Genomic DNA, 12,556 nt, shown 5'->3' with positions numbered 1-12,556 from the left:
CATCCCCCCCTCATTCTTATGCATCAAGATCGTCATCATCATCATAGACAGCTGCATTGCTGCCGTCTGCGGCTGCGGCGACTGCCCCGTGGGCGCTATTTTTTTGCATAACCTGCTGGTATAAAAGCGCCAGACAGAGACCAAGAGCGCCAAATCCTACTAAATTGAAATCGGTAAACGCTGCCAACAAAAAACCAATATAGAAAAATGGCTTAAGATAAGGGATATTCATCATATTGATCACCATTGCATACCCCACAACAACAATGATGCCTCCTCCTATTTGCAAACCTTTGGTAATGACTTCCGGAATATTTCCCAAGAACACCTGAACAGCGCTCACACTGATTAAGGCCACAATCAAAGTCGGTATCATGACACGCAGCGCTTGAAACACCATGGCGGTAACATGCATAATTTCAATTCCTTTGATATTCCCCTCCCTGGCATATTTATCAGCACGGTGAATGAAAAAGACAGTAATCGTTCGGACAAAAATAGTAAGCGCTTGACCTGCAGCTGCCAAAGCAACAGCGACGGCAATGCCTTCACCAATGCCTTGATCAGCGGTAATCACTAAAATGGTTGAAATCACAGAGGCAATGGCTGTATCAGGCGCCATGGCGAGGCCGACATTCATCCAGCCCAGCGCCATCAGCTCCAGCGTTCCTCCTAAAATGATTCCTGTTTTTAGATCACCAAGCACAAGGCCAACCAAAGTGCAGGCAATCAGCGGACGGTGTGTTTGTCCTTCATCCAATACACTTGCAATACCTGTAATGGCTGCAATGATTAACAACAAAATAATTTGTATTGAAGTCATCATCTCATCCCCTTGATGATTTTGTTACATTTCTCAAAATCTCCATAAAGTCTTCACTGGTATCAGAAGGCAGCTGCCTCAATTCCAGTGTGACGCCTAATTCATTTAATGATTCAAAGGCCTCTATATCCTCTTCAGTTACGCTGACTGATTTGGTGATTTGCCGGCGATTATTCTCAAAACGCATCCCTCCGACATTTACGGTTTTGATAGGGACGCCTGCTTCTATGAGAGATACAATATCGGATGGGTTTTCAAACAGCAGCATCGCCGTTACCCCTTCGTAGCGCGGACTATGAAACGCCTTTGCCATTTTAGAAATTGATACGGCACTCGCCTTTACATTGGAAGGAGCAACAGATAGGATCAGGGTTTTTCTCATTTCATCCTGCGCAACGTCATCTGACACAACGATGATTCGGTCTGCTGCATGGACTTTAATCCATCTTGTCAGGATTTGGCCGTGAATAAAGCGGTCATCAATTCTTGCCAATGTAATGTTCATCATAGTTCATCCTCTCTTTTTTCTTCACAAACTGTTTTTGCTTTTTCTAAATGTTCGCTGCAAACTTGAAAGCTTTGCTGGCTCATTTTTTTTAAGTGATTCAGCAATTCTTTGAGTTTCAGATGTTCTCTCAGGCTTAAAACCTCCAGTAGTATCGGCAGGTTTATGCCGGCAGCCATATCCATTCTTTGATCCTTAGCGATGAAGGAAGCCGCTGCGTTATACGGTGTGCCTCCAAAAATATCAACTAAAAAAAGCACCTCATTTTCTTTCGGAATATCCTGAAGCGTCTGATGATATTTTTCTTGCAGCGTTTGGATGCCCTCTCCTTTAAAAAACGGCACCGCTATCAGATGATTTTCTTCACCGAATATCATGCCTGAAGATTCTTTTAATGCTATGGGAAAGTCCCCATGTCCGCTAATAATGACTGAAATCATAACACGATTGCTCCTTTCCTTTTTCGTACACCCATTTATAATGCAAGTATCGTGCCAAAGAAGCTGTGTTAAGCGTTCTCATTTGTTTTACAGCACATGAAGAAAGCTGATTGAAACACATGTGAATACAAAAATAAACCTGTATTAAAATGGCGTTCCATTTAATACAGGTTTACGTAAAAAAATCGTTTTTAACACATGTGGCCATGTACTTCGTCAGCAAAAATGGCGGCTATAAATAATTTTTCATCATCGCTTATGTTCAGCCCCAATTTTTGTTCGTAAGGGATTAATGTTCGCTCTGTCACCTCAAAGATCTCTTTCAGCTGATCGGTTATTTCGTCTTCTTCGGAAAAAGCAATCGGATTCTGTTTAATCACCCTTTCAAAGGCAAAAGCTGTATGCATAATCACTTTGATCATCACTGTGTTATTGAAAATGATGCCTAGTTCATCTTGAATGGTTTGAAGCCACTCTAATAAAATTTCTATAATGTGATGAGGGTTCAAAAAAACCAGATACTTTTTCAAACTATCCTCGCAAAGCTCCCGTACAATGATGTTTGTGCCCGATAATCCATTACTCATCGGGATGCTGCCTTTTGTGATCGCCTGTTGGATCATCTTCTCTCCTTCTCCTCCAATTAATACCTCCAAAGATACATGCGGAGCATTGATTTTAGGATCTTTTGTTCCTACTGTCGCAAGAATCTCATACTCTTTTTCGATTTCTTTGATGCTGTTTGCCAATTTAATCGATGATACGGTCAATATGTGGATGGGAACATCAGAGGCCTTGTTTACGATCGTTGTTAAGATGTCTTCCAGCTTTTTTGCCGTTCCGCGGCCTGTTGTGCAGATCGAAACCAACGCCCTCTTTTTGCCTGGTGAGGCGGCAGGCTGCCGATCCCATAACTCAATAAAATCCTTTGTGACCGAATCATATATGGCATGTAAATGTAAATTCAGATAGTTCACCTTTCTGACGGCGTCCAGCACCATTGAGGTCGTGACATTGCTGATTGTTTTGATTTTGATGCCTGTTTTTTCTTCAAGCTTGCTTTCCAGCATTGCAAGTGACCCCATGTCAACAAGCATTAAAACACCTTCACCTTCATCTACCTGCTGTATTTTTCCCGCTAAGCACTCCATAATTTCCGCAGGTGAAACAGAAAGGGGCATATCAACGGCCGCAATTGGGGTGCTTCCTAAAAGCTCCGTCGCTACTTCTACCATGGAACTCGCCATGCTATTTCCATGTGCGGCAACCACAATCCCTACTCTTTTGTTTTCTTTTAACGTTTTGATGGAATGAATCAGCATCGTTAAGTAGATGACTTCTATTTCCGGGACGGTTACTCTGAAGTGTTCCTGAATTTTGTCTTTAAATATGAGCGCCACCTGATACTCTTTCACATGGGTATCACGGATTTCATCTGTTTCCTGCGCATTTAAAATATCAATTTGCTTACCGCGTTTTAAAAATGAATCGATATGCATACTTAAAAAATAGATAAATTTACGGTCAAATGTGCAATTCAGTTCATGTTCAGCAACTTCTTTTAATTGCTTCGTCATTTGAATCACGCCGTCCTCAACAAATGTCAGCAGGTTGTCATTTCGGAACGCGCTTTGATTAAAAAAGCTTCTGACATGCAAATGAATATCCGTTAAAATATATTGGTTTATTTCCTTTTTGGACAAACCTTCTTTGTTTAGCACTTCGACCTTTTCTTCTATCAAATGATACAAATTAAATGATAGATCATCATCAATTTTTGTTGTTTCATCTTCTACTATCGGGGATATGATGGTTGTGATATTGACATATTCAGAAATCGTTTTGCTTCTTTTCATGTTTTTGCTGCTTGACATCCAATCTTGCTTGATTTCATCCGGGAGATCCCGAACGGTCAGTTCAACAACTTCATCTCTGTCAAGATTATGTAAGAATCCATGTGCACAAACTAACTGCACATTTGATTTCAGCTGTCCCACATTCCCAAACTTCGCAGAATGAATCAATGCATTATATACATCGATATGCACACTTAGATTCTTCTTAATACGCTCTGCTTCTTTCCCTAATAAAAACGTTGTGAGATCAACTCTCTCTTTAAGAGATCGTTCTTCCAGCGATGGAATATGAATCGTCATTGGAATTCTCCGCAAAAATGTTTTTAATAGAGCAGAATTAGGGTTTTCGGTAGTTGCGCAAATAAATAATACTTTCGATGTTCTTTTATGTTCAGTTTCTCCAAGACGGTTATAAGATCCGCTGTCGATAAAATAAAACAGCATTTCTTGTCCCTCAGGCGGAAGACGATGAATTTCATCCATAAACAGAATGCCCCCGTCGGCCTGCTCAACTAAACCGGCTTTATCTTCGCTGGCACCGGTAAATGCTCCTTTCTTATGACCAAATAATTGAGAGAGCAATAATTGAGGATTGTTATAGTAATCTGCACAGTTAAATGTGATGAACGGAGAACCAGCCTTCAAAATGTCAGAGTAAATCGCAAACTGGTAAATCCGGTTCGCAAAAAGGGATTTACCGGAGCCTGTTGGTCCTAAGAGAAGCATGTGCAGACCGTGCGGAGGATAAAAAACAGCTGCTTTTGCTTGAGAAATTGCTTTCTTCAAACTGCCTTTTGCTCCAATCATAAGTTCAAGAGGATTCGTAGAAATATTTTGATCGTTCTTTTTTTGATTTTCAGAAAGCCCCTTCAGTTCTTTCACTTCCATTATCTCTGTATTCCATTTTTTGTTGAATGCCCTTTCCACTACTTCCACTGGAATGTAGCGCACGGGAAACGTTTTAATTTTTATTACCTTTTTGGACCGCACGAGATTGTTTAATTCAAAACTGACATTGGACCGCTCTATCTTCAATTGCTGAGCAATTTCCTTTGCTGAATTTCCCTGTACCTTTAAAAGATGATCTAAGCTGGAGTCATGAAAATTATGCATGAGCTGATGGTATATTTTATCAATTCTTTTCATCTATATCATCCTTTGTCCTTATTAGTCAAAATTGAAAAAACGGACATCAGTTTTATGCCTTGTACTGAGGATCTCATCTCATTCTATGGCCTTGCGTCCGCACTCGGATTTTCTTTTTCAATATTCTGTGAAATGTTTTTGTATGCAGGAACAATAGCACGTATCTCAACACAAAAGCTTGCACCGATTAAAAAATAATTTCGTTATTTGTCTAAACAAACACCCTTTTTGGTGTTTTTGATCTATGATTCACTCAGGTTGTCCCCCTTCAAAAGTAATAATTCGTAAACAGTTTACCACTCTCCGTGAACATATTGGTGACAAAGTTCTGATACTTCAGAAAATACATCTTAAAGATCAGGGCAAATAACCCAAAACTTAATCTCTTGTCATTATAAACATGACTGAATGTAAACTCTCTATTCTTCCTATAACATTATTATTTTAATAAAAAATAGTGGGATATATTATTAGAGCGGCAGAAAAGAAATCCTTTACTCATCCTGATGGATATTACACCTTATAAAAATAGAAAAGAAAGATAGATACATTAGTTACATTTAATTAAAAAAATCAATAAAATTTAAAATAATATAAGTTTCCTGTTATAATGATAGATAAAAAATTTAGGAAGCTATGATTCCTAAACAACCAAGATAACTATATTTTTTATTGGAGGAAAACATAAAGTGACGGACGATTCCACTATGGACAATTCTCTGCACAAACGGAAATTGTCCAGAGGCCTTAAAAACAGGCACATACAACTCATAGCGATTGGGGGGGCAATCGGAACTGGTTTATTCCTAGGATCAGGGAAATCAATACATTTTTCAGGACCCTCTATTTTATTTGCTTACATGATCACGGGCGTATTTCTCTTTTTTATTATGCGTTCACTGGGAGAGCTGCTCTTATCAAACGCGGGATATCACTCTTTTGTTGATTTTGTAAGTGATTATTTAGGAAATATGGCAGCATTTATTACCGGCTGGACGTACTGGTTTTGCTGGATCTCACTTGCTATGGCTGATTTAACAGCTGTCGGTCTTTATACCCAATATTGGTTTCCTGGTGTACCCCAATGGATGCCAGGGTTTATTGCGCTTATGATGTTGCTCATCATGAATCTAGCGACTGTAAAACTTTTTGGTGAATTGGAGTTCTGGTTCGCATTAATCAAAATCATCGCAATACTGGCACTGATTGTTATCGGTATTGTCTTGATCATAAAAGGATTTTCCACACAGTCAAGCATAGCCTCCTTCACGAATCTTTGGAGTCACGGCGGCATGTTTCCAAATGGTTTACATGGATTTATCCTCTCATTCCAGATGGTCGTGTTTGCATTTACGGGCATTGAACTTGTGGGGCTTACTGCAGGCGAAGCAGAAAACCCAGAAAAAGTAATCCCTAAAGCAATTAACAATATCCCTATTCGAATTTTGCTTTTTTATATTGGCGCTCTTCTTGTGATTATGAGTATTTATCCATGGAATATCATTAATCCTGCTGAAAGCCCATTTGTTCAAGTATTCTCAGCGGTCGGTATCACAGCAGCCGCCAGCATCATTAATTTTGTTGTACTGACATCTGCTGCTTCAGCTGGCAATAGTGCTTTATTTAGTACAAGCCGGATGGTATACTCGCTTGCCAAGGATCATCATGCACCTGACCCATTGCAAAAGCTGACTGCCTCAAATGTACCAAGCAATGCATTGTTCTTTTCAGCCATTGCCATTCTTATTGGTGTTATTCTGAACTATGTAATGCCAGAGCAAGTCTTTACGCTGATCACAAGTGTTTCTACTATATGCTTCATCTTTATTTGGGGCATTATTGTGATTTGCCATTTGAAATACCGGAAAACAAGACCGGATGCAGCAAAGGTGAATACATTTAAAATGCCGCTTTTTCCATTATCCAATTACGTAACACTGGCTTTCCTGGTGTTCATACTGGTTGTGCTGGCACTCGCGAAAGATACGCGTGTTTCCCTATTTGTCACTCCAGTTTGGTTTCTCTTATTGATGATTGCTTATAAAGTTCGTCATACTAAGTGAAATCATAAAAAAGACAAGGGAGTTGTTTATCCCTTGTCTTTTTTGTGTGCTGCGAGGCACTGGATATTCCATGTTTTACGATCCCGCTCATTTAGTGTCATGATCTTTTCCCGTACAAATGTCTCCAAATAAACGTATGCTGAAGATAAAAACATACCTGCCTCCGTGATTTAATCTCCATATTTATCAAAAGACTCCGTTCAAAATATGAACGGAGTCTTTTGATAAGTGGCCGTGACATCAATTTAAACCAGTTTTAATACCAAACCCAACTAATATGATTCCCGTTATTTTTTGAAAAGCTTTCTGGAACTTGGGATTTTTCATCCATTTTTTTGCGTAATCAATGATATAAACGAGAAAGAGGAACCATAACACCGCTAATAGGGTGAGAATTGAAGCTAAAATAATGAGCTGCTGGTTTACATTTCCCTTCAAATTAATGAATTGGGGCATGATCGTGACATAGACCAAAACCGTTTTGGGATTGAGAATGTTACTGAGTGACCCTTGCATAAAGGAAGATTTATAGTGTCGTTTCGGAGAAATTGCTGCGGTTTTTGCTTGAGCTTGCATGTCGTCTAAAGAAAACATATTTTTTGCAAAAAAACTTTTTATCCCTAAATAAATTAAGTATGCTGCTCCCAAATATTTGATTGTTGTAAAAAGAATCACCGACTTGGCAATGACCATTGATAAACCTAGAATGGCAATAACCGTCCAAAAAGAAAGTCCCGTTGCCAATCCGAGAATATTATATCGGCCAGCCTTTGCGCCATACCTAAGGGTATTTTTCATAACAAGCATCGTATCTGCTCCTGGAATGATAACCATCATGGCAGCGATCGGTATGTATGCGAGTAAGCTGTGCATGTTCTTTCCCCCTTTAAATGAATCCCCTTAACATATAGTGACTACTAAAGTAACTCCCTATAAAAAGTGTATCAATACGTTTGGAAAAAATCAATATGGTTTGTTAAAATAGCGATTACAAAGGCAGCGACTGCTCTTTATATTGGAGGATGTATGAAGGAAAATATGTTAGACATTTTAAAAAACCTCAATTTTACCGAATATGAATCAAAAGCTTATCTGGCATTATTGCAAGAATCGCCTTTAACCGGTTATGCGGTAGCCAAAAATTCCGGCGTGCCTCGTTCAAAAATATATGAAGTCTTGGAAAGCTTAGTCTTAAGAGGAGATGTTTTTGTAAGCCACGGAAACACGCCTCAGTATGTCCCTGTACCCGCTAAAGAACTGATTAAAAACCGACGGCTCAAAGCGGAAGAGAATTTTGACCAGGCTGAAAAATACTTTGAAAAATTCGAACAGACCGCAAATGACCGGGAAAATATCTGGAATATCACCGGACGCAGTGAAATTCTTGAAAAGGTGAAGGCTTGTATATTATCAGCAAAAAAAAGAATCCTCTTGGAGATCTGGAAAGAGGATTTCAAAGAGGTGGAATCAGAGCTGAGACAGGCGGCAAATAAAGGTGTCATTGTCACCATTATTGCCTACGGAGATATCGCATCTGATTTTGCTAATGTGTACCTTCATGATATGAGCAGTGAAATTACAGAAGAGTATGACGGACGGTGGCTTGTATATAGCGGAGATGATTCAGAAGTAGTAGCAGGTATTGTCTCTCTTGGCAACGATAGCCGTGCTGCATGGACGATGCATGTAGGTTTAGTCATGCCTATTACAGAAGTGATCATTCATGATCTGTATCTCATGGAAATTATGAAGAAGCATAGAGGGCTTTTAGAAGAAAGTTTTGGAAAAAACCTCATCCAGTTACGACGCAAATTTTCAATCCACTCAGATTTTAAAAAACATTACTTGGAATAGAACACATGATATTTCCTGTATACCATGTAACCAAAAAACATGGCTTGTATCAACAAGTCATGTTTTTTTATGAACTCCCCATTAATAGGGTCTTTTCCGTTTATTTTTAAGCAATTGATCCTCCCCTCCCGCTCCTGATCACTTTTTTTAAAAAAATAATATCTGCGCAAACTATTTTTCAAACTGCCCCGTCTATCCTAGGTAACATCCTACGATATACGTATATTCAAAAAGGAGCCCTTTATTGCAATGAAGAAAAAACAAACAATAAAAGCGTTGCTTGTCACGTGTATAACTGACCATAAGCAAGATTTCTACAGATTAGCCTTCAGTTATGTGAAAAATCAAGATGACGCATTAGATATTATTCAGGAATCTATAAAAAAAGCGCTCAGCTCAGTTGAAACGGTCAGAAACCCTGAGACGATAAAAAGCTGGTTTTATAAAATCTTAGTACGTACAGCTATTGATTTTTTGCGAAAACAAAAAAAGTTAAAGGTGATGGATGACGAAACGATTGAGTTTTTAAGCTCAGGAAAGGAAGATCACTATAAGGACACTGATCTTCATGAAGCGCTCGACGAATTGCCGTCCCACTATAAAACAATTATTATTTTGCGTTTTTTTGAAGACCTCAAACTAGAAGAAATTGCGGAAATTACAGGGGAAAATTTGAATACCGTCAAAACGCGCCTTTACAGAGCATTGAAGCTGATGCGCATTCAGTTGACGAAGGAGGATTCTTAATGGATAAGAGATTACAGCAATTAAAAGAAGAATATAAAAATGTCCAGATTCCTAAAGAACTGGATATCATTGTCGAAAAAGCCCTTCAGCAAAAACCAAAAAAGAAAAGAATCGTCATGTGGCCGACATCAGCAGCTGTCGCGGCAGCTATTTTATTCACTGCACTTGTCAACATCAACCCAGATGCAGCTCAAGCTATGTCAAAAATCCCTGTCATCGGCAAGATCGTCAAAGCCATCACTTTTATTGAGATCAAAGAAGAGAAAGATGAATCAAGCATTGATGTCAAAACGCCTGCTCTGTCGGGACTTTCTAATAAAGAGCTTGAAAACAGCATCAACCAGAAATATTTGAAAGAAAGCAAGCAGATGTATAAAGAATTTATACAGTCCACATCCAAAAATAAAAAAGGACATCTCAGCATCTACAGTGATTACGAGACAGTAACAGACACGCCAGATTTAATTTCTATTCGGCGTGATATTGAAAAAACACAAGCATCATCTTACACACAAAGCCGTTATATCACAATTGACAAAAAGAATGATATCTTACTTACATTAAAAAGTTTATTTAAAGATGACCGCTATATCAAAGTCATCAGCCAAAACATCAAAGAACAAATGAAACAGCAAATGAAGGAAGATCCAAATAAAATCTATTGGGTCACTGACGAGGATGCAGAACCATTCAAACACATTCAGCCTGATCAAACGTTTTATATTACAGAAGACCATAAACTTGTGATTTCATTTGATGAATATGAAGTTGCCCCCGGCTATATGGGCGTTACAGAGTTTAAAATTCCAACCAGCGTCATCTCAAATCTGCTCATGGGAGAACGTTATGTTCGATAACAGAAAAACATCCATGTCATCATCTGTCATGGGTGTTTTCCCTTTCGCAAAGGGACCTGACAAATATCAAAAAGGCGTAACCTTGCAGCCAAAACAACGAGAATATCTGCACATTATTGGAGGAATACCATGTATCACAAAACACAGCATCACCGCTACATCACTGGACTCGATGGCCTTCGGGCTTTTGCCGTCCTGGCAGTTATCGCCTATCACCTAAACTTCAATTGGGCTAACGGTGGTTTCATTGGAGTTGATATCTTTTTTGTATTATCAGGCTATTTAATTACATCTATTATACTGCCGGCACATGGAAATGATATCAGCCTTGATTTTCGGGACTTTTGGGTGCGCCGAATTCGGCGGCTTCTGCCAGCGGCTTACCTTATGATCATTTCCGCTGTTATTTGGGTCGTCGTATGCAACCGGGAACTTTTGCACACTGTGCGCGGAGATGCCATCTCTTCTCTCTTTTACATGAGTAATTGGTGGTTTATTTTTCATAAACTCTCGTATTTTGATAGCTTCGGATCCCCGTCACCGCTTAAAAACCTTTGGTCATTGGCAATTGAAGAGCAATTTTATATTGTATGGCCGATGTTCTTGGTTGCTGGAATGTACATATTTAAAAACCGTGCGAAACTGGCGGCAGCGGTGTCGTTGCTTGCGCTCTGTTCAGCCGTGATGATGAGCGTACTGTATGAACCCGGCGGAGATCCGAGTCGCGTGTACTACGGCACAGATACTCGTTCGTTTGAACTTCTCATAGGATGTGCTCTGGCTCTGATATGGCCGATGAAAAGGCTGTCTTCCAACAGGCTGCCATGCAAACTGAAGCGCCTTTTGCATGGCACAGAACTATCGGCGTTTTGTATTTTAGTTTTGTGTGTCTATTTTACAGATGAATACGAACCTTTTCTTTACAGAGGCGGAATGTTTTTAATAAGCATTACCGCAGCGGTCCTTATTGCATGTGTATCCCATCCGAGCAGCTTTTTGGGCATTCTGCTTTCATGGAGGCCTCTTCGTTGGCTTGGAACGAGGTCTTACGGTATTTATCTTTGGCACTACCCTGTTATTGTGTTAAGCACGCCGGTTCAAGAAATCGGAAACCCTGTTTTTTGGCATATCGCGCTAAAGATCATCGTTACATTTATACTCGCCGAGCTTTCCTATCATTTCATTGAAAAGCCGATACGGACAGAGGGGTTTAAGTCATTTTTCCGCCGGGCTTTTATTCATAGAATTCGAGAATGGAAAACGACATCTGTCATCAGCAAAATGTCAATTGGCTTCGTCATTCTCGCTATACTTATTTTTGCAGGGGGACTGTCAGGGGTAGCCGGAGAGAAAAAACATCCGCAATGGACGTATAGCTCACAAGAAACAAGCGCTGACACAAACCAGACGTCAGAGCATAGAAAGATGGCAGCATCCGATAAAGACGGAGAAAACAAATCCAAACAAAAAACAACAGCCTCAACTAAAGATCAAGAGGAAACGAGCGCAAAAGGACAGGAGACTAAGAAAAAAAAGGACGAAAAATCTCAGAAAGAACCGGCAGCTGCTGATAAAGAAGTATTAGCTATAGGGGATTCCGTTATGCTTGATATCGCCTCCAGCCTCCGTCAGTCTCTTTCACATGTCACAATTGATGGGAAGGTGGGAAGACAAATGTCTCAAGCTTTAGAACTGACACAGGAATACAAGTCTTTTAATCAGCCGAATAAAGCTGTCATCATTGAGCTGGGAACCAATGGCTACTTTACAAACAGCCAAATCGATCAATTGCTTACATCTTTCTCAAAAGCTCATATCTATCTTGTCAATACGCGGGTTCCCCGGCAATGGGAAAGCAAGGTGAATGAATCTTTGCGGCAGCAGGCTAACACGCATAACAATATTACGTTGGTTGACTGGCATACAGAAGCTCTCCAGCATCCGGAGTATTTCACCCCTGACGGCGTACACTTGGTTCCCCAAGGGGCTGAAGCTTTAACCGCTCTTATCGTTCGGGCAATAAAATAGATTAGCAAAAAAGAGGTCCTGCTTAGACCTCTTTTTTTTGCGATGGATCAATTCCAGCTGCGTGCAGCAAATTGCTTTTAAAAAAGAATTGCCGTTCACATTGATGACATGGACCAGGCATAAAACCTAATCTATTGGAAATTTATATTCTGCATTCTAAAATTATTCCTTCCGCTTCGTTCTCAAATTCACCTAATACGATAATAACCTTCGATTCTTTATTCATATTGCCACCCC

10 protein-coding genes are annotated in these 12,556 nt (G+C 39.7%); 5 read left to right on the top strand and 5 right to left on the bottom strand.

Going from position 1 to position 12,556, the window contains the following annotated elements; genetic code table 11:
- Positions 1–16: 16 nt before the first annotated feature.
- The 4 genes from levF to H7F27_RS07660 all read right to left on the bottom strand — a co-directional run bounded on the left by levF (position 17) and on the right by H7F27_RS07660 (position 4,770).
- Positions 17–823, bottom strand: a complete 807-nt coding sequence (gene levF / locus H7F27_RS07675) for a PTS fructose transporter subunit IIC (RefSeq protein ID WP_101861138.1) — start codon at positions 821–823, stop codon at positions 17–19.
- A 4-nt stretch (positions 824–827) separates the two neighbouring features.
- Positions 828–1,328 (bottom strand): PTS sugar transporter subunit IIB, encoded by a 501-nt coding sequence (locus H7F27_RS07670; protein WP_185848775.1) that lies wholly within the window; start codon positions 1,326–1,328, stop codon positions 828–830.
- Positions 1,328–1,768, bottom strand: coding sequence for a PTS fructose transporter subunit IIA (gene levD / locus H7F27_RS07665; protein ID WP_095713411.1), 441 nt, complete (start codon positions 1,766–1,768; stop codon positions 1,328–1,330). Before levD ends, H7F27_RS07670 begins: the two co-directional genes overlap by 1 nt.
- 191 nt (positions 1,769–1,959) lie before the next feature.
- On the bottom strand, positions 1,960–4,770 hold the full coding sequence (locus H7F27_RS07660) for a sigma-54-dependent transcriptional regulator (protein ID WP_185848774.1): 2,811 nt from the start codon (positions 4,768–4,770) through the stop codon (positions 1,960–1,962).
- A gap of 689 nt (positions 4,771–5,459) precedes the next feature.
- Here H7F27_RS07660 and H7F27_RS07655 point away from each other — a divergent pair.
- Positions 5,460–6,833, top strand: a complete 1,374-nt coding sequence (locus H7F27_RS07655; RefSeq protein ID WP_024122274.1) for an amino acid permease — start codon at positions 5,460–5,462, stop codon at positions 6,831–6,833.
- Positions 6,834–7,073: 240 nt separating this feature from the next.
- Here H7F27_RS07655 and H7F27_RS07650 read toward each other — a convergent pair whose 3' ends face one another.
- Positions 7,074–7,706, bottom strand: a complete 633-nt coding sequence (locus H7F27_RS07650; RefSeq protein ID WP_024122275.1) for a LysE family transporter — start codon at positions 7,704–7,706, stop codon at positions 7,074–7,076.
- Positions 7,707–7,859: 153 nt separating this feature from the next.
- Between H7F27_RS07650 and H7F27_RS07645 the strand changes: the two genes are divergently transcribed.
- The 4 genes from H7F27_RS07645 to H7F27_RS07630 all read left to right on the top strand — a co-directional run bounded on the left by H7F27_RS07645 (position 7,860) and on the right by H7F27_RS07630 (position 12,319).
- Entirely contained in the window at positions 7,860–8,687 is an 828-nt protein-coding gene (locus tag H7F27_RS07645) for a TrmB family transcriptional regulator (protein ID WP_095713413.1), read from the top strand.
- 249 nt (positions 8,688–8,936) lie between these two features.
- Entirely contained in the window at positions 8,937–9,434 is a 498-nt protein-coding gene (sigV, locus tag H7F27_RS07640) for an RNA polymerase sigma factor SigV (RefSeq protein ID WP_095713414.1), read from the top strand.
- Positions 9,434–10,291, top strand: a complete 858-nt coding sequence (gene rsiV, locus H7F27_RS07635; RefSeq protein ID WP_095713415.1) for an anti-sigma-V factor RsiV — start codon at positions 9,434–9,436, stop codon at positions 10,289–10,291. The genes sigV and rsiV overlap by 1 nt, the downstream gene beginning before the upstream one ends.
- A gap of 129 nt (positions 10,292–10,420) precedes the next feature.
- Positions 10,421–12,319: an acyltransferase family protein gene (locus H7F27_RS07630; RefSeq protein ID WP_185848773.1), complete on the top strand. Its 1,899-nt coding sequence runs from the start codon at positions 10,421–10,423 to the stop codon at positions 12,317–12,319.
- The last annotated feature ends 237 nt before the right edge of the window (positions 12,320–12,556 follow it).

The organism is Bacillus sp. PAMC26543 (assembly GCF_014250375.1).
GTDB lineage: Bacteria > Bacillota > Bacilli > Bacillales > Bacillaceae > Bacillus > Bacillus halotolerans.
This window is presented reverse-complemented; position numbering and strand designations above follow the sequence as displayed.

Bases quoted from the DNA above. Each gene is read 5' to 3' on its own strand.
- levF (WP_101861138.1), bottom strand. From the start codon at position 823: ATGACTTCAATACAAATTATTTTGTTGTTAATCATTGCAGCCATTACA.
- H7F27_RS07670 (WP_185848775.1), bottom strand. From the start codon at position 1,328: ATGAACATTACATTGGCAAGAATTGATGACCGCTTTATTCACGGCCAA.
- levD (WP_095713411.1), bottom strand. From the start codon at position 1,768: ATGATTTCAGTCATTATTAGCGGACATGGGGACTTTCCCATAGCATTA.
- H7F27_RS07660 (WP_185848774.1), bottom strand. From the start codon at position 4,770: ATGAAAAGAATTGATAAAATATACCATCAGCTCATGCATAATTTTCAT.
- H7F27_RS07650 (WP_024122275.1), bottom strand. From the start codon at position 7,706: ATGCACAGCTTACTCGCATACATACCGATCGCTGCCATGATGGTTATC.
- H7F27_RS07645 (WP_095713413.1), top strand. From the start codon at position 7,860: ATGAAGGAAAATATGTTAGACATTTTAAAAAACCTCAATTTTACCGAA.
- sigV (WP_095713414.1), top strand. From the start codon at position 8,937: ATGAAGAAAAAACAAACAATAAAAGCGTTGCTTGTCACGTGTATAACT.
- rsiV (WP_095713415.1), top strand. From the start codon at position 9,434: ATGGATAAGAGATTACAGCAATTAAAAGAAGAATATAAAAATGTCCAG.
- H7F27_RS07630 (WP_185848773.1), top strand. From the start codon at position 10,421: ATGTATCACAAAACACAGCATCACCGCTACATCACTGGACTCGATGGC.